Here is an 18,363-nt window from a genome sequence, read left to right as displayed (position 1 = left end):
ACCTCCTATTATAAAATTCCGTTTGGTGGCATGATTGTAACTTCATCAACTGAAGATTGTTTTGGCTGATTTATTAAAAAAACTAAATATTCAGCAATTGATTGGACAGGAATCATCTCTGCAAAATCTGGTTTTGGTTCAATAGAATCCCAAAAAGAACTACTAACTGCACCAGGAATGACCGATGTTAATCGAATTCCTTCATGTCTCAATTCAGCTTGTAATACTCTTGTTAATCCTAAAACACCAAACTTAGAAGCAGAGTATCCACCACATCCTGCTAGCGCAGTCGTTCCTGCCACAGATACTAAGTTAAGAATTTGTCCTTCCTGACTATTTCTCATATTTTTGGCAACATATTTGCAAGTCAAATATGTTCCTCTTAGATTTACTGCAATCATTTGATCGAAATCCTCAGTTTGCGAATCTACAATATTAGAAAATACGCCAAGTCCTGCAGCATTGATTAATACATCAATTTTCCCAAATTTATCAATGCTTTGTTGTACGAATCGCTTTACTGAATCTTCAATTCTTACATCTACGTTTAACTTCAATACAGCCTCTCTTGAGAATTCTTCATTTAAGACAGATGTATCTCTAGCACCTAGAACAAGTTTGTATCCCAATTCATCTAATAATTGTGCAGTTGCTCTACCAATCCCTTTACTTGCCCCGGTTATCATGACAACCTTGTCTTTACTTTTCAGAGTTTCCATTTAGTTAGAGTCTCCATTTCCAGCATACTCAAAGAAATTCTTTTCTGTTTCCCACAAACCTGTTTTTTGCAAATTTGGTAGATGAGGAGAAAGCATGTCATAGATGACCTGAACAACAACTTCTGAGGTTGGGTTTAAATCTTTAAATTCTTCAACATCAAGGTTCAAATGTTTATGATCTAACTTATTTAGTACTTGAGTTTCAACAATATCATCTAATCTAGCTAAGTCGACAATCATACCCGTAATTGGATTAGGTTCTCCACTCAAGGTCACGTCAAGATAATAATTATGTCCATGCCCAAAGGGATTGTTACATTTCCCGAATATGTTAAGGTTCTCTTCCTTAGTAAGTTTATTGCTGTGTAGTCGATGAGCTGCACAGAAATGATATTTTCTAGTCAAACTGACCATATTTCCTTCCTCCTTTGTTGCAAATAAAAATGGATTCTCATGCAACTGTAATCTATGAAGTTCACAATCTTTTAACACCGGTGAAATTGTTTCCCACAAATAATTCACAATATTCTCCGTGGTAGGTATTTTATTATGAAAGTATGCATTTTCTTTATTGATAAATTTTCCATCTAGTTCGCTTTCAACGATTTTTCCAACTATATCTTTAATATCAACTGTATTGACTACAATGCCTGATTGTGTGCTTAAATTGCCCTTCACCATAACTTCTAATTGATAGTCATGACCGTGACCGTGTGGGTTACTGCAAAGACCAAACACTTCTTTGTTTTTTTCCTTGCTCCACTCTGCTACTTCATAGCTGTGCATAGCAGAAAAATCAACTCTTCTTGATAAGTAACGCATACCCTTCCCTTTCCCCCTATCGTCGACCAGATTCAAGACTTCTTTCAAACTCTCTTATAAGAGAGTCATTTTCTTTAAATACACCCTGTTTAACAGTAGTAACTGTTGATGAACCTGGCTTTTTGACACCACGTGCGCACATACATAAGTGCTGTCCTTCTACACTCACAATGACTCCTTTTGGATTCAACACATCAAATATTGCATTTGAAATTTGTTGCGTCATTCTTTCTTGCACTTGTGGACGTTGAGCTGTTAATTCTACTAATCTTGCAAACTTACTTAATCCAATAATTCTTTCACTTGGCATATAACCTATGTGAACTTTCCCAAAGAAAGGGATTAAGTGATGTTCACAAAACGTGTAATAATCAATATCTTTTACTACAATCATTCCATCATATTGCTCACCTTCAAAAGTAGTTGTTAATGCTGTTCGTGGATCGATACCAACACCCGAAAATACTTCCTTATACATTTTAGACACACGCTTAGGTGTATCTAACAATCCTTCTCTATTTGGATTTTCCCCAATTTCCTCAAGTATTCCACGTACATAACTTTCTATAATTGCTTGCGATCTTGTCTCAGTTAACATACTGTTTCCTCCTTTTTTAAATTAATATATAAAAAAGTCCCCCCAAAAATTGGGCGGACTCAAAGAGACTATATCAGAGTGTCTGATTAGTCTAATTTATCTTAGAAACCAATTCTTTTCGGCAACCCGGCGATCTTAGTATTAAACCTTAGACCCGTGGCTTTGCGTCCTTGCCTTTCGACAAGTTTTCTATTATCGAAGAAAAATATAAGATTTTATATCTTATGTACTTCTTTATTCTATATATATAACCTAAATGTACTAAAAAAGCAATACAAAATTAAATATATCTTTAGGTACACTTAATTAATACTAGAAAACAAAAATTAGGCCTTTAGGCCTAACCTTGGTGGTTCAAAAATCAAAACAGACTAATATTGGAATTTACATTAGCGAAGATTTAAGCTTTTTAAGATAAAAACTACCTTTAAAACGTCCTCCCTAAACAAAACTAATCGCATTAGTACTTCAATATATATCATTTAATCTTTGTTCACAAATTCCATCGCTAATAAGATTATTAATACTGGTCAAGCAAGTCAAAATCTAGCAGTGCAAGTCTGATTTTTTTACTTTAGAGGTTAAATTCATTATTCTTCAATTATTTAATACAGTTAGTTAGCCAATTATCACCTACAAAATCGTCTAAAGTATTCCAAACAGATAAGTCTCATTATAAACAAAAAGACTACTTGATTTCGTTCATCAAGCAGTCTTCTTAAAATCACCATTAGGAAAGCTATTCTTCAAAATGTCACTAAAATACTTCCGATGAATATAAAATAATAATAAAGAAATTAAGTACTTGTCTTTCTTAAGATAGTTTTATTTTATAGTTAAACGGAATATTTTATACCGAACTGTTGTAAACGAGCCATAAATTGGCCGTCGCTTAGGGGCTTATCATAAAGATAACCTTGAACAAAAGAGCATTGATTCTCTTTCAAATAGTCTCTTTGTTCAATAGTTTCTACCCCTTCTGCAATTACGTTTATTTCCAAATTATTAGCTAGCACAATAATAGCCCTAAGTGTAGCTTCACCTTTTGTACTTCTTCCTATACAATTTATAAAAAATTTATCTATCTTTAATTTTGTTATTGGCAAATTAGTTATATAAGAAAGATTTGAGTATCCTACACCAAAATCATCAATGGCTATTCCAATTCCAGCTCGTCGTAAATCATTCATATGATTTTGAATGCTAGAAGAAGAAAAAATCTGTGTATTTTCTGTTATCTCAATTTCTAATATTTCTCTTGGTATTGAGTGTTTTTCCAACTGGTATAATAAAAACGAAATAAATGAAGGCTCTTCCAATAAACTTGACGAGACATTAAATGAAATAAAACCAGAAAACCCTGTTATTTTTTTCCATTTGTTGTATATTAATAAACAGGTATCAATTATATATTCTGTTAGCATCCTGATTTGATCAGTTTCTTCTGCAATAGTAATGAATTCATCTGGTGAAATAAAGCCAAGTTCAGGATGGTTCCACCTAGATAACACTTCAATTCCTACAATTTCATTTTTGATTATGTCTACTTGCGGCTGGAAAACCGTATAAAATGCTTGTGTTGAAATTGCCTCTTTCAAACTTTTTTCAATAATAAGCCTTCTATTTAAAGACTCCAACATTTCGCTTTCGTATCGTTTCCATTGATCACCCTTAATATTCTTTGCTTCATACATTGCGGTGTCTGCTGCCGTTATTAAAGAATCTACACAACTTCCGTCATTTGGAAATACACTAACCCCTAAACTAGCAGATGTATTTAAAGGTGGAAAATTAACTATATTAATAGGCTTTTCAATGACAGATAAAATTTGATATGCGTCACTTTGGATTTGTTTGGCATCAACATATTCAGTATAAAGGACAAATTCATCCCCACCAAATCGTGAAAGAAAAAATTTATTTGGAAGTTCGTGTTTTAAGCGTTTAGAAATCTCTAATAAAAAATAATCACCAATGTCATGCCCATATGCGTCATTTACAATTTTAAAATTATTTAAGTCTAAAAAGTATATAACAAAAGGGGATGCATCTGCGATCTTTCTTTCTAATTCCTTATACAGGAAAAGTCGATTAGGTATTCCTGTTAAGTAATCATGATGAGCGGTATCCCATAATTTATCTTCTTTTGCTTTTTGCTCATTAATATTAGTGAAGTATATTGAAATTCCTCCATTATCTCTTGGATAAGCATTTATTTCAAACCAAGTCTCCAATGGTTTATAGTATTCCTCGAAACTTGTCTTTTCACGTTTATACATCGTTCTAGTATAGTTTTTTTCGAAAGAAGTGTTAAGAGCATCAGGATACCTTTCCCAAACATTTTCTCCTAGCAATTCCTCTCTAGAGGTGAATAGTAATTTTTCACCTTCTTTATTAATATAAGTAAATTTCCAATTTTCATCTATAGCTATAAATGCGCTTGTCATGCTCTCCAAAATGTCATATACTTCAAACCGTTCATATTCGTCCTTGCTAATGTTCCTTTGGACAATCATGGCACCAACAATAATATCTCGTTCTATTAACGGTCTAACTATCACAGAGAACCAATATTTCTTGGATGAAGAATAATATGCATAAGTTTTATCAAAAAGAGATGTTCTACCGTTCAAAACCTCTAATATTCCATTATATAAATCAATGCTATTAGCATTTAATAATATAGTCAAAAAATTTTCTCCAATATTTGCTAGCTCTAAGTCCCCTTCATTCTCCATACTAAATTTCTTCCATGACTTGTTTGTAGCAGTGATTTCACCATCTGTTTTTATTATTGCCACGGGGTCTATAAATAAATCAAATATTTTTTTATACATCCATCCTCAACTCGTTTCATGTTAAATATATGAATTTAATAAACTTTATACATAATTAACTACCACTTATGTCCAATATCTAAATTATCATAGATAATGTATACTTATTTTCTCACTACGTATATTAGGTATTAAGTTTTATATTAACATAAATTTCGAGCTTCTTCGACATTCCAAAAATGTTTTTCTTATTAATTATTGTAAAAATAATTCATCACAGTATACTTACCAATCTCACTTCAATTTAGAGTAATAATATTTTTATATCTTTTTCAGTTTTTAATGGAATATAAAAAATATTCGTACAATATTTTTTCCTATGATTTGAAAATGAAAGAAATTATTATTAACATTACCCACTCATATTTACTATAAACATTTTAAAAGCATTGTAAATTTAGTAATTGTATTATTATAAAAATAATACATAATTACAACTCATAAAAAAACAGAATAGTCTGTTAATATTAGTTGTAATATGAAATGATTTATTGTAAAATACCAATAATATAAATGTCTACCATGAAAATATATAAACGAAACGGCAAATTTATCGAAAGATAAAGACGCAAAACTATAGGGGCTAAAATCCAATGATTATGCCAGCCAGTTTCTAACTGTATCCTACTTAGGTATAAGAAGAGGTGAAGCGTTCGGTCTACAATTGAAAAACATCGACTTCGAAAAGAAAACAATAACCGTTTAACGAACTAGAGACAATAAAGGTATTCGTTCGCCTAAAACAAGTATGTTTAATTTCTGTTAACCTATTAAGACGGTCTTGTTCGTACAATTTTTTTCTAAATTCACTCGTATTATTATTCTTAATTTATTCCTAACCTTCTTCATCTCTTTAATCATCCAATGAAGAAGGTAGAATGGAATTTCTTTCATTAGAAGAGAGCTTATTGAAAATATTAGCCCTTCATTTTCTTTTTAAAGCCGGAAATCGAAATAAAGTAAATAATGATTGTATAACCGATTACCCAAAGTAATGGAACGATAAGATCTCCATATTCACCGGCTAATGTTACCCTTGTTGCATCTCTGGCATGAGCAAATGGGAGCAAATAAGAAATCGTTTTGAATGTGCCAACAATCATATCTAATTCAAACCATGCTCCGCTTAACCAAGCTGAAAGGTTCACGCCTTGAAAGAATCCTTTGAAACACTTGAAACTTTAACTCGACTCTTGCTCATCTCACCACTGTCTTTCATGTAAATCATTTCTGTAATCAATCTATGTTCCAGTACCTTAAAAATTTTCATGCGCACACTTGCTCCCTCCTTTTATTTTATTTTACGAACATTTGTTTTATTTTACTACAATTAAAATTTTCTGTTTTGGACAAAAAAAAGCACCTCAAGGGTGCTTTTATGAATGACTCAATATTTCATCTATAATTACTTTATTGAATCCTGCTTTATATACTCTGTTAAGAACTCCCTTGTTCTTCAACTAAAGCACCCGTTAGTCGAAGATGAAATTTAGTCTTGCATTTTATAATTTGCTTTAGATGTAAAGTATATCGTTCTAACTTATAATGAAATTCAAACAAACGTGTAATTTATCTAGAATAATGAATCAATACTGTATATTTCAATAGACTATTCCCATTATTTGAATAAGAATGTGGCTGATCGGCTTTGAAACGAATCGAGTCGTCTTTTCCTACGGTATAAATTTCATTGTTCAATTGTAAATCCAGTTTACCTTCATTAATAATCACATACTCTTCTACCCCTGTATTATGTGCCTCTGAGTAATGAGTAAACCCAATGTCTAATTCTATTGAGAACAGTTCAAATTGTCTATCAGGTTGAAATGGAACAAGTGGATATACTCGATACTTTCCATTGTCCCCTACTATTGGTTCTATTTTTCCTTTATGAATAATCGATACGGTAGATTCTTTTTCTGTAATCAATGAAGAAAATGATAAATGAACTCCATTGGCAATTTTCCAAATCGTTGTGACAGTTGGATTTGATTCCCCACGTTCAATTTGCCCTAGCATGGTTTTACTAACACCTGTCAATTCACCTAATTTTTCTAGACTTAATCCACGTTCCTGACGAAGTCGTTTAATGTTGCTACCAATCGTTTTGTTTAAATGATTCAATATTATCTCTCCTTAATTAGTCGTTATATTGAATTTAAAGACGTTATATCGTATATTATTATTGTGTAGCGTTCATATAGACGTAATATAGTCCAAATTTATATGAAAAAGGGGAGTTTGTCTATGGTAAGGAAAGATATTTTTACAAGTGTAGTACAAGTAATTGGTAATACACCAATGGTTGAGTTATCTCGTATTACAGAAAATTTAGAAGGTACGATCTATGCTAAGTTAGAATATTTAAATCCTGGCTTTAGTAAAAAGGATCGCATTGGATTAGAGATTATCAATGAAGCCGAGAAGGAAGGAATACTTACACCAGGGCAGACTGTTGTAGAGTTAACAAGCGGGAACACAGGGACAGGATTAGCAATAGTCTGTGGTGTCAAAGGGTATAAATTTGTTGCTGTAATGTCAAAAGGTAATTCTTTAGAGCGTGCACGTATGATGAGGGCACTTGGTGCTGAAGTAGTATTAGTAGATCAAGCTCCTGGCTCACCAATTGGTCAGGTTTCAGGAGAAGATTTACAAAAAGTTGAAGAAGTTGCACAACAAATTACAAAAGAGCGTAATGCTTTTCGTGCAGATCAATTTAATCATATCGGTAATGTGCATGCACATGAATTTCGTACTGGTGAAGAAATGTGGGAGCAAGCAAATGGGGATATAGATGTCTTCCTAGATTTTGCAGGTTCTGGCGGTACATTTGCAGGTTGTGCAAAAGCATTAAAAAAACACAACGAGCATATCCGATGCTACTTAGTTGAGCCTGATTCCGCATCCTTTTATTCATGTAAAGCAAGCTCTAATCCGAACCACAAAATTCAAGGTGGTGGCTATCAAATGAACTTACCTCTATTGGATAAAAAGCTGATTACTGACACCATTCTTATTACAGATGAAGAAGCCACTCAAACTGCTCGTGAACTTGCTAAAAAAGAAGGCATTTTTGCAGGTTTTTCTTCAGGTGCCAATATAGCAGCAGCATTAAAATTACTGCAAACCAAAGAAAAGGGTGCAAAAATTGTTTTAACTATCAATGATTCAGGTTTAAAATATCTGAGTACAGATTTGTTTGATTTGTAATGTTTATAAAATAATTCTTATAATATAGTACTTAACCACCTATTTGTTGGTGGTTTTTGCTTTATACCTATTCAACTAATTGTTGCGTTAGTTTAAGTACATCTCTTCACAAGCTTTAGAGAATTGTTATCATAAAATGAATAAAATCATCTCACCTCTATAAATTCTTAGAAGTGAGATGATTTTAATCAATCTAGTGAAAGGAAGATTATTTCTGAACAAAGGTGTATTAGGGGTACCGTCAGGAAAATGCATTTTTACAACGATTAGCATTTTGCTATGAGTATTATGACACATTGTGAAGTGCCAATTTAATAGTGATTTGATTATGTACCAATAGGCTTACCCGGCCTACCTTATTGATATAAGTCTTATAAAGATTTATATATCAACGTTTTGGAACATTACTGTTGTTAATTGTCAAAATCCTGACGCTATCCCTATAAGAAAACTTAAGGATTATTTGAGTTTTCTTAATTAAAGTAGTCATAACTTAGCTTCTTAAATCGGCTACAAATGAGGAATAATAAGAGTTTTCAGGGATTAAAGCAACTAAAGTCTGGATTAACTTATCTATTGAGAAAAGTACAGTTGTCCCTAGCCAACTACCAGGTAAGAATTCAGCTGGTAACATAGGATCTGCCATTATTAGATCATCCCTTATCTCCTTAAGTGTTAGAAAGTTAGTAAAAACCTGTAATGGATTTCTGTCCCTATCTTTAATTAAACTATGAAATTTTGTTTTATACTCATTCTCAAGCCATATTTGTATATTTTTGTAGTTAGTATTGATTTCTTCTAAATTCCATAATGTTCTAGCATTGTTTGGACCTGCTCTACCTTCAGGATCTATCCCATTTAACAAGAACTCATTACTTGAAATAATGGTTATATAATCCTCAATTTCAAGTGAATCAATCAGATTTTGAACCTTATTTATTATATTCCACGGGTAAACATAAACACTCTTATAAAGCATACCAAAGCCTAATTCTAGTAAACCTTTTCTAAAAGCATCTCTTTTCCTTCTTAGTGGTTCCGGGATCTCCAAGAACACTAAGTACCATTTTCCGTTCCAATGTTTAGTGTAAAAGTTATCTTTTTTAGAATATAAACTATATGCGTCTAGACCACTTGGTGCAATTTTATAAATTCCTCGCTCTAATGAAGTTATATAAGACATTCCTTTAAATTTAGATAAGATATTTCTTATTGATTGTGGAGTATAATTCATTTCCTCAAAAATATTTATGAGTTCTTTCCCTTCCATTTCAACCTTTTTAGATAATAAGTATAATAACTGCTTTTCAACTGTCACCTATTTCACCTCTACATAGAATATAACGAATTAATTATGTCATTCAAGTCTCGCTATTAAATAACATAATTTATATTAAATGATATCTCTTAAAAGGATAAATCTCTATAAATTAGTTTAATTGACACTTTATTGAAAATGATATAACATAAAAATTAACGAACGAAGTAATTTGCATTATAAAATAATCGTAGGGAGGTTATCCAATTATTATTTAATAGTATCTAAATAATACCTATTAATTTTAAGGACGTGATAAAAGTGAGTAATCTACTACAGGAAATTAATGAATTTGAAACATTTCAGCTGTTAAATGAAAACGGAGAAGTTGTGCATAACGACTTGTTGCCTGAACTCAGTGATAAAGAGTTACAACTTCTAATGGAGCGAATGATTTATACTAGAACAATTGATCAAAGATGTATTTCACTATCTAGGCAAGGAAGATTAGGTTTTTATGCTCCAGTTGCTGGACAGGAAGCTAGTATGATTGGAACACAGTATGCACTAGAAAAGGAAGATTGGATACTACCAGGTTATCGAGATCTTCCACAAATGTTGTTTCAGGGGGTTCCGTTATTCCATTTATTTCTATGGTCTATGGGACATCACAAAGGTGGTAGAATGCCTGAAGGAGTTAACGTTACGCCTCCTCAAATAATAATAGGTGCACAAATTGTTCAAGCAGCAGGTGTTGGCCTTGGTTTAAAAAAGAGAAAGAAAAAAAATGTTGCTATTACGTACACTGGGGACGGTGGAACATCGCAAGGAGACTTTTATGAAGGGATAAATTTTGCAGGTGTTTTCAATGCTCAAACCATCTTTGTTGTTCAAAATAACCAATTTGCAATCTCAACACCATTTGAAAAACAAACTGCAGCAAAGTCGATTGCACATAAGTCTGTTGCAGCTGGAATTAAAGGTGTAAGGGTAGATGGAATGGATATTCTAGCTACTTATCTAGTTACAAAAGAAGCAAGGGAACAGGCAATTAATTTAAATGGGCCAACGTTAATTGAAGCTGTAACCTATCGGTATGGTCCTCATTCAACATCAGGTGATGATCCAACGATCTACAGAAACGAAAAACTAGACAAAGAATGGGCCAAAAAAGATCCTATAATAAGATTTAGATTGTTTTTAGAAAAACAAGATTTATGGAATGAAAAAAGGGAGTTCGAAATTATAGAACAAGCAAAAGAAGATGTGAAAATTGCAATAAAACAAGCAGAATCTGAGAGTAAGACAAAAGTCTCCAATTTAATTGAGAATATGTATGAAGAACTACCTTTCAATTTAAGGGAGCAGTTAAAACAAGCAAGAGAAAAAGAAAATGGATAAACAATGTATCTCAATTCTTCTCTAATAAATATAAAAATATGGGATAAGAATGAAATCTTTTCCTTCGGACCTATTTTTATTTGTTGGGGTAAGTATTCAGACCTTATTACAGAAAATATCTGATAAAGGCTTATGAACAAACTTTATTATAAAAAAGGATGGCTATTTAAAATAAATAAGAATCTATTTTGATTAATCTTTTTTTCAAAATGGATTCTTTTTGTTTATCGTAAAATATGGGTTTACGAAGTATTTTTGAACAAGCTTGCTTTATATTAAGAACTATAAATTTCTTCACATTTTTTAGAATAATACTAACATAATACTTAAAAAAATCATCTCATCTCTATAAAAAACTTAGAAGTGAGATGATTTTAATCAGTTCTTTTACCAGGTTACATTAGGACCAAAATATCATAGAAGGGAAAAAATAAAGAAATCGTATTCAAGAAACATCTTATATATGATTTTATTAAACATCTACATCTTTATTGTCTGTAAACTTTTTCTTAACATCAGTTACCCAACTTTAATGTTAATGGACACTTACTGTCGAGTAACATTATAGTTGGTAACTCCTAAACTCAGTAACAACAACGAAATTCGGATGTATCAAGAAGCTTTAATTTACATTATAGTTGGTAACCCAATGTTTTTCGTAATGTTATGGTTTTTATTATACAATCCGCAGTAAAATATATTGAAGATTGATTATTTCGGAAAGCGAATATTCAACTAAAGCACCCGTTAGTTGAATAAGAATTACTTAAGCTTAAACTTTTCTCTTATATTTTCAGGTTGTTTTAACCAATAACGAACTCCTTTACCAGCTAAAGGTTCATCATTATACCTTGGAATGACGTGTAAATGGCTATGAAAAATAGATTGATTTGAAACTTCTCCCACGTTCCAACCAAGTGTGTAACCATCTGGTGAATACTTGTCATCGAGATATCTCTTAGCATCTTGTAAAAGTTCATATGTATCGTTCCATTCATCTTTTGTTAATTCAAATGCATTAGCGTGATGTTTTTTTGGAACGATTAAACCACACCCTTCTAATACTTCTTGTTGATTGTTGTGTTGTAAAAAAAAGCATGTTTCATTTTCAAATATAATGTTCTGTTCAACATCTTTGTGTGGATTACAAAATTGACAATTAGCATCGTAAGACATTAATACCTTACCTCCTTATACTTCAACACTTTTTCTTATGATAACAAATCTATAAATTCCCTTATTCAACTAAACTGCCCCGTTAGTTTAAGTGTAACATTTCACAATGGATCGCCGAAACCTACTTGATGTTTGGACATAAAAATAGACCATCGAAATGATGGTCATGTTTAACTAAAGCACTCGTTAGTTGAATAAGCACCTTTTCTTTTATTACACATTATGGTCGAACTGTTCAGTATTCTGTTGAAGCAATGGTAAAAGATTCTTATGTTGGTGATTAAAATTAGGAGATTATAGTTTTATCAGTTAAGGTTAGGCAGAAGGAATTATCTCTGGCTGGTTCCTTGCTCCAAGGAGATGTCACGATTGTTAAAAATATGCGAAATCCCTATTTTTGAAAGAGAGCTTAAACGTTTGTCCATGGATTACGAACGTTGTACCGATGCATCAGTCAAAAAAATTATCAAACAAGACATTCTCTTTATCAGTAAGGTTTTAGAAATAATAAGATTTATGTAAGTTTGCCAGTTAGAATTAATTTCTTCGCCCTTTGTTCAAATTATCATATTTACCAAAGTTCTATTCTTCGTGAAAACATCCCGCATCTTTTGCGTCAAATGCAACATAAAAACTGCCATTCTCAACTTCAACTAAACTGCCGCGTTAGTTTAAGTCTAGCATTTCACAATGTATTTCTGAGATCTACTTGAAATTTTGGATAAAAAAATAGACCATCGACATGATGGTCTTGTTTAACTAAAGCACCCGTTAGCTTAAGAGCGGATGGAATTGTTCTATTATATATTTATCAATACCTATAAGGATCCCAATTTTTTAATTTGGTTTCATCAATAATACCTTTCTCCCACGCCTCATTTGAGAGACTATAATCAACTTGTTTAACTCCATCATGTGCAAAATAGAAATATTGAGCATAAGGTTCATCTTCAAAAACTACTATTGTATAATAAGGAGGGCTTTTTACTCCATATATTCCATTAACAGATTTTATATCTTTCTTTTCATATCCCTTTTCATTTACTAGATAACTAGTAACTCTCTTTTCAAATTCAGTTTTAGTATTTTCAATTTTTAGATGTGCTCTAAAGAAGACCACACAAATAAGCACAATAAGCAGTATGACTAAAATTATTATTACTTTCTTACCCAAAATCTCACCACCGTTTTTTTAACAAAAATACACCTCTTGTCTTGTACCATTCTTCGTTACATTCATTATTTCCTTCTTCAACTAAACTGCCCCGTTAGTTAAGTAAGTGAAATAAAAAAGATGAATAATTCACATACAATTATAAAGTAAAAGAGTAACAAATTTAGTTTTTTGACTACTAAAATGAAAAAGAGAGATTTTAGTAGTCTACCTGCTCCTTATATTCCGCCTCATAAGGTTTATTATCCTCAATAGCTTTCTTAATTAGCTCTTTAATCTCTGCCTCTCCTAGATGATTGACAAAGAAGATAGGAAAATTATCCTCAAACTTTTCAGCATACTGAAGTAGTAACTTATCCATCTCTCTCATTACCTCCTACTCTTATAAAAATTTGGCTCTTAATTTGATATTAGTTATATCGTTTTTATAAAAAAGTTACATTTCTATTGTTCCTTCTACAACTAAAGCACCCGGTTAGTTGAATAAGGAAGGACAAGCTAAATTTGTAAATCCCCTAGAATCAGTTAATATTACTTGTGGTAAAAAAATACGTCCTTTTTATCACTTTCTATAATTGATATGATGAAGGCTATCACAAAACCACTAATAATTCCTCCAACATGTCCAGATATACTTATGTTAGGTACACTTAAGGTGAAAATAAGACTAAGAACTAAAAAGATTAAAATAAATCTTTTATCGTATGAAGAAATCTTATGAGGATACCTTAGCACAAAAAAAGTAAAAATCCCTATTAAACCATAACCAGCTCCAGATGAACCTGCTAATGGATAATCGCCTTGATAAAAATAATAAATAGATAAGCCTGAGCATAACGACAGTACGGTATAGAGTAGTAAGAACATCTTGCTACCATAGTACTTTTCAAGAGGCCGTGACAATATTAGGAGAAGGGGCGTATTTAAAATATAATGAAAAAGACTCATGTGTCCAAACGCGTATGTGATGAATCTCCATAACTCCCCATTGTCTATCAATTCTTTATCAAGACCACCGAGATTAATAATAGTGTCCTTATTGTAACCACCCTCGAAAAATAAAATATTTACAATAGAAATCAAGCTACATAAAAGAAGTATCAAAGTGGTAACAGGATAATAAGAAATAAAGGTTTTAAAATTTTCTTTTATAACAAATATTTATTTCACATCCTTTTTAAAAAAATGTTTCTACTTTAGTTGTATATTCTAATTCGACAGGAGAGCTAAATAACCTCTTTCTTATTCAACTAACCTGCCGCGTTAGTTTAAGTGTAAGATTTCACATAGAATTGCCGACATCTACTTGATGTTTTGGACGTAAAAATAGACCATCGATATGATGGTCACGTTTAACTAAAGCACCTTATAGTTGACTAAGATTTTATTTCCTCTAACCTTTAAATAAATACATTCCAACCGAACCAAATACACTGGTTACAGCAATCACAGTGACAGCAAATATAACTTCTGAAGTTGAATGAGGTCTATTAGTCAAGAAACCAAACCAGAATAGTTCAATAAGTAAAATAAGCCCCCATAATATAAAGAATACTTTCAATATATCATTTTTCATACCATCACCATCCCCCAAAAATAATAGTCCTTATTCAACTAAACTGCCGCTTTAGTTCAATAAAAAAAGCTTTACTCCTTGTTGAAGTAAAGCATACATTTGTTTAGTAAGAGGCAGGTTGGGCTTCTTTTTTTTCGCCATTCTAATCTTATTCCTCATTGGGAATAAGATTAATCTGTTTAGCTTGATACATATTATCTTTAAACATATAAGTAATATGAATTTCACCAATAGATCCTCCAGCAGGTGCTATTGTCAGCCCAACTTTAGCTACTAATTTGTTGTCAATAACTTCAAACCTTAAAGTACTTCCAATAGCGACATTTTTAAATATATGTGATGGAACAATGTCTAATTGCTTGATATTTATTTTGTTGTTCTCTTTACCAATACTAACAATTGCCTTTGAACTACTCAATTTAGTTTTTACATTCTTGTTAATAATGGCCATTGGATTATCTACAAGTTTCTCTGATAAATCTCCGTTATCATCTACGTGAAACACATGAGGTTCTTGTATGATTACTCCAGTTCCTGTATCTGTTGTTAAAACAATAACTATTTCTTTTCTACCATCATCATTAATATCACTGTAATAAACTTTTGGATAATACGTTACATTCGGTGAATTCAACCATCTTGGAAAAAAGTAAGTTTGCCTTTTCACTGTTAGTTTGAAATTCGTTAAATCTCCTTCTTTTTCAGTGGCATACAAAGTAAGTTCAGCTTCCGGTAAATTTCCAACAACTTTTTCAGCTGTGCTTGCCTTGATCCCCATTGGAACTATGAGTATTATCAATGTAAATATGGCTAGTATTTTTAATATCTTGTTCATAATTCATCCTCTTTATTTATTAGTATGTTAGAGGTATCTTTTATTATTCACTGATATTATTTCTGATTTTACCTATTTAAGTCTAACATTTCACAATGGATTTCTAATACCTACTTGATGTTAGGATAAATAAATAGTCCATCGAAATGATGGCCATGTTTTGCCAAAGCACCCGTTAATTAAAAATCGGTAGTTCCCAATCCTCTAAAAGTCCCCAAGTAATTTCAGGATTTCCTTTTGAAGATTTCATTGAACCCACATATACTTTTTCAGATGATTCTCCTGTATTGCTTTAATGTTTAACTATTTCACTGGTAGTGGCAGAAACATTTTTGTTAGCAATATCCTTAAAATCCACCCATGCTAATGAACCTTCATCACTTTCAATTAGAGTAGAACATTTAGATACTTTTCCAAAGAAAACATATTGTATTCGTATTTCTTGATTATCTTTTAGTCTAAGTAAAATGTATCGAAGTGTTAAATTATCTATGTAATCACTCTTTAAACCCGTTTCTTCTTCTATCTCTCTAAAACATGCTTTTAAAGGTTCATTGATTTCATAACCTTCCATGTGTCCACCTATTGGTACTAATAAACCTGCTAGAAATGTGTCTTTTGGCTTTTTTTGAAGAAACAAAACTTCTTGTTCCTCATTTAAAAGGAAAGCAACTGCCATCTGTCTAAGTTCCAAAAATTTCGACCTCCAATTATTTACTAACTACATATTCTCCATTAAATCTTCTGGTTCCTTCTTCAACTAAACTGCCGCTTTAGTTCAATATGGAAAAAGAGTTGCCTAAGCAACCCCTATGATCTTTACTAAAGCACCACGTTAGTTGAATAAAAAAAAAAGCATCCCTGCTTTAAATGTACTTAGAAAGATGAGAAATTTGATTGAAGTCTTTTATTCGCCATTTATCTTGATGTAAGTAAATATTGCTGATACAAGCATTTATTAAATTGGTTTTCCCCGAACCAATCTTACCATTAGATAAAACAGCTAAAATTGCATTGATTACTGCACCATGAGCGACAAGCAATATTTTATTGTCTCCATACCCTTGATTTATCTTCTCGATACCTTCTATTACCCTCTTATTAAGGGATGTTCTTTCTTCTTGATTCGGGTAAATATTATCTGGAAACTTAGATATTCTTTCCTCGTATGTCATTCCTTCAGCATCCCCATAATCTCTTTCCAAAAACTCTTCCATCTCAACAACAGGTACAATGACATTTTTGTTTATAATTTCCGCTGTTTGTTTTGCCCTTTTTAGCGGGCTCGTTATGATTACATCCCATTGTGATGTTTTTAGGAACTCACTACATTCCTCAGCTTGTAGAATACCCGTCTCATTTAATGGGATATCAGTTCTTCCTTGAAGCATTCCTATTGCATTCCAATCAGTTTCTCCGTGTCTAACCAAGCATATTATAGTAATTTTAATCCACCCCTTTAAGTTACATCTTTATTAACTTCTATATAAGCATTTGAATTCCTTCTTCAACTTACCTGCCCCGTTAGTTTAAGTGTAATATTTCACAATGGTTTACCAAAGTCTACTGGATGTTTTGGACGTAAAAATAGACCACCGAAATATGATGGCCGTGTTTAACTAAAGCACCCGTTAGTTGAATAAGAAAAGGGATGCTTATTCTCCAATCGCGCCCGATTATGGAAGATCGTTTTTCAACTAAAGCCAATGTAATTGAAGTATAAGAAAGATAAAAAATGCAGGTTTACAGCGTTAATATATTGTTTCTATATGCATTTTTTTATTCATATAACACCTCTATAACGTTTTCTGTAAAACCTTGAAAAGTCTTATTGTAGCTAAATTTATATATCTTTGCATAAAAAGCTGTTTAAACAATAATCCTCCCAAAAAGGCACGCACGTGGATTTAACAACATTCGTACCTTTTTGGTGTTTTACCTAACTTTCATTTGGTAACGTTTTTTTATTGAATAAAAATTAACTCTAGATGACATAATGTCATTATGTATTAAATCAATTATACGCTCGTTAAAATCGGGACGTCCCCAACATAGAATTGTGTTTTCTATACTTTCGCTGGCTACTAAAAAGAAGGAACGTCTCTATAAAAAATCCAAGATTAAAAATTTTGTTATAAATGCTTCTATAAAAGCGGATACAATCAATAATGGTATCACTACAAATACAAAAGTCGTTAACCCATTTTTAATCACTTGTTTCATCTGGATATTCGCATTTCTTTTAATGATTTTTCTTATAAGGTGCATACAGAAATATATGCCTATTGATGCAGATAAAAATAACGCAGGTAATTCCGTTATTCCGTGTGGGAGTAGGCCTACTAGAATAATTTTTGATAACGAAATGCCCTTTATTAATTGCTCACCTATGATTAACCCATTCATACATACATATAAATAAGGTGCAAAAATAAAAGGTATGAATCCCACCAATATATATATATAACAGCTTGTCAAATTATTTTTAAATAATGATAACATCAAAGGAAAACTTTCAGATTTAATACTAATTCCTTTGCCATTTAATCCACTTCTCTTATTATCTAAGTAGGCTTGGATAAACTCAGGAAAAGAAATGGCAATATAATAGCCCACAAAAGCCATTAGAACAAACAAAAAAGAGCATATGTAAAAATGAAACTTAAACGCTGAAAATTTCACGATTTCGTTTCTATAAATATTTCGGATATACAATAAAATCGACTTCCTATCTTTCAATTCTAGAGGTGACATACA

Annotated in this window: 19 protein-coding genes, 1 pseudogene and 2 riboswitches; of the genes and pseudogenes, 3 read left to right on the top strand and 17 right to left on the bottom strand. The window is 31.8% G+C overall.

Annotated features, from left to right (window positions below):
- Positions 1-8: 8 nt before the first annotated feature.
- From PGC35_RS07325 to PGC35_RS07310, 4 genes are all read right to left on the bottom strand, one after another.
- A complete protein-coding gene (locus PGC35_RS07325) occupies positions 9-719 on the bottom strand; it encodes an SDR family oxidoreductase (RefSeq protein ID WP_375218710.1) in 711 nt (236 codons plus the stop codon).
- Positions 720-1,541 carry a 6-carboxytetrahydropterin synthase gene (locus tag PGC35_RS07320; RefSeq protein WP_375218709.1) on the bottom strand — a complete coding sequence of 274 codons (822 nt, stop codon included), beginning with the start codon at positions 1,539-1,541 and terminating at the stop codon, positions 720-722.
- A 16-nt stretch (positions 1,542-1,557) separates the two neighbouring features.
- A complete protein-coding gene (folE, locus tag PGC35_RS07315) occupies positions 1,558-2,139 on the bottom strand; it encodes a GTP cyclohydrolase I FolE (protein WP_375218708.1) in 582 nt (193 codons plus the stop codon).
- 117 nt (positions 2,140-2,256) lie between these two features.
- Positions 2,257-2,340: riboswitch (cyclic di-GMP riboswitch) on the bottom strand.
- Positions 2,341-2,975: 635 nt separating this feature from the next.
- Positions 2,976-4,976 (bottom strand): EAL domain-containing protein, encoded by a 2,001-nt coding sequence (locus tag PGC35_RS07310; RefSeq protein WP_375218707.1) that lies wholly within the window; start codon positions 4,974-4,976, stop codon positions 2,976-2,978.
- 533 nt (positions 4,977-5,509) lie between these two features.
- Positions 5,510-5,594: riboswitch (cyclic di-GMP riboswitch) on the top strand.
- Between the two features lie 13 nt (positions 5,595-5,607).
- On the opposite strand from PGC35_RS07310, the pseudogene PGC35_RS22235 reads away from it, so the two are divergent.
- Positions 5,608-5,679, top strand: a pseudogene (locus PGC35_RS22235) (site-specific integrase); the annotation flags it as partial.
- Between the two features lie 214 nt (positions 5,680-5,893).
- Here the strand turns inward: PGC35_RS22235 and PGC35_RS07305 are convergent.
- From PGC35_RS07305 to PGC35_RS07295, 3 genes are all read right to left on the bottom strand, one after another.
- On the bottom strand, positions 5,894-6,124 hold the full coding sequence (locus PGC35_RS07305) for a hypothetical protein (RefSeq protein WP_375218706.1): 231 nt from the start codon (positions 6,122-6,124) through the stop codon (positions 5,894-5,896).
- Positions 6,121-6,252: a hypothetical protein gene (locus tag PGC35_RS07300; RefSeq protein WP_375218705.1), complete on the bottom strand. Its 132-nt coding sequence runs from the start codon at positions 6,250-6,252 to the stop codon at positions 6,121-6,123. Before PGC35_RS07300 ends, PGC35_RS07305 begins: the two co-directional genes overlap by 4 nt.
- A 293-nt stretch (positions 6,253-6,545) precedes the next feature.
- On the bottom strand, positions 6,546-7,100 hold the full coding sequence (locus PGC35_RS07295; RefSeq protein WP_375218704.1) for a helix-turn-helix domain-containing protein: 555 nt from the start codon (positions 7,098-7,100) through the stop codon (positions 6,546-6,548).
- 123 nt (positions 7,101-7,223) lie between these two features.
- Between PGC35_RS07295 and PGC35_RS07290 the strand changes: the two genes are divergently transcribed.
- Positions 7,224-8,186 (top strand): PLP-dependent cysteine synthase family protein, encoded by a 963-nt coding sequence (locus tag PGC35_RS07290; protein WP_375218703.1) that lies wholly within the window; start codon positions 7,224-7,226, stop codon positions 8,184-8,186.
- A 493-nt stretch (positions 8,187-8,679) separates the two neighbouring features.
- Here the strand turns inward: PGC35_RS07290 and PGC35_RS07285 are convergent, their stop codons facing one another.
- A complete protein-coding gene (locus PGC35_RS07285) occupies positions 8,680-9,504 on the bottom strand; it encodes a PaaX family transcriptional regulator C-terminal domain-containing protein (RefSeq protein ID WP_375218702.1) in 825 nt (274 codons plus the stop codon).
- A 261-nt stretch (positions 9,505-9,765) separates the two neighbouring features.
- On the opposite strand from PGC35_RS07285, the gene pdhA reads away from it, so the two are divergent.
- Positions 9,766-10,845: a pyruvate dehydrogenase (acetyl-transferring) E1 component subunit alpha gene (pdhA, locus tag PGC35_RS07280; RefSeq protein ID WP_375218701.1), complete on the top strand. Its 1,080-nt coding sequence runs from the start codon at positions 9,766-9,768 to the stop codon at positions 10,843-10,845.
- Between the two features lie 762 nt (positions 10,846-11,607).
- On the opposite strand, the gene PGC35_RS07275 is transcribed toward pdhA, so the two are convergent.
- The 9 genes from PGC35_RS07275 to PGC35_RS07235 all read right to left on the bottom strand — a co-directional run bounded on the left by PGC35_RS07275 (position 11,608) and on the right by PGC35_RS07235 (position 18,360).
- The gene (locus PGC35_RS07275) at positions 11,608-12,021 is read right to left on the bottom strand and encodes an HIT family protein (protein WP_375218700.1); all 414 of its coding nucleotides are present in this window, start codon (positions 12,019-12,021) and stop codon (positions 11,608-11,610) included.
- Positions 12,022-12,832: 811 nt separating this feature from the next.
- A complete protein-coding gene (locus PGC35_RS07270) occupies positions 12,833-13,195 on the bottom strand; it encodes a DUF3139 domain-containing protein (protein ID WP_375218699.1) in 363 nt (120 codons plus the stop codon).
- 199 nt (positions 13,196-13,394) lie between these two features.
- Positions 13,395-13,556, bottom strand: a complete 162-nt coding sequence (locus PGC35_RS07265) for a hypothetical protein (protein WP_375218698.1) — start codon at positions 13,554-13,556, stop codon at positions 13,395-13,397.
- Between the two features lie 170 nt (positions 13,557-13,726).
- A complete protein-coding gene (locus PGC35_RS07260) occupies positions 13,727-14,194 on the bottom strand; it encodes a rhomboid family intramembrane serine protease (RefSeq protein ID WP_375218697.1) in 468 nt (155 codons plus the stop codon).
- A gap of 394 nt (positions 14,195-14,588) precedes the next feature.
- Positions 14,589-14,789, bottom strand: coding sequence for a hypothetical protein (locus tag PGC35_RS07255; protein ID WP_375218696.1), 201 nt, complete (start codon positions 14,787-14,789; stop codon positions 14,589-14,591).
- Between the two features lie 130 nt (positions 14,790-14,919).
- Positions 14,920-15,606, bottom strand: a complete 687-nt coding sequence (locus tag PGC35_RS07250) for a hypothetical protein (RefSeq protein WP_375218695.1) — start codon at positions 15,604-15,606, stop codon at positions 14,920-14,922.
- 292 nt (positions 15,607-15,898) lie between these two features.
- Positions 15,899-16,300 (bottom strand): NUDIX domain-containing protein, encoded by a 402-nt coding sequence (locus tag PGC35_RS07245; protein ID WP_375218694.1) that lies wholly within the window; start codon positions 16,298-16,300, stop codon positions 15,899-15,901.
- 172 nt (positions 16,301-16,472) lie between these two features.
- Positions 16,473-17,051, bottom strand: coding sequence for a histidine phosphatase family protein (locus tag PGC35_RS07240; RefSeq protein WP_375218753.1), 579 nt, complete (start codon positions 17,049-17,051; stop codon positions 16,473-16,475).
- A 658-nt stretch (positions 17,052-17,709) separates the two neighbouring features.
- A complete protein-coding gene (locus PGC35_RS07235) occupies positions 17,710-18,360 on the bottom strand; it encodes a stage II sporulation protein M (protein WP_375218693.1) in 651 nt (216 codons plus the stop codon).
- Positions 18,361-18,363 lie beyond the last annotated feature (3 nt).

The organism is Psychrobacillus sp. PGGUH221, assembly GCF_042055255.1.
GTDB lineage: Bacteria > Bacillota > Bacilli > Bacillales_A > Planococcaceae > Psychrobacillus.
This window is presented reverse-complemented; position numbering and strand designations above follow the sequence as displayed.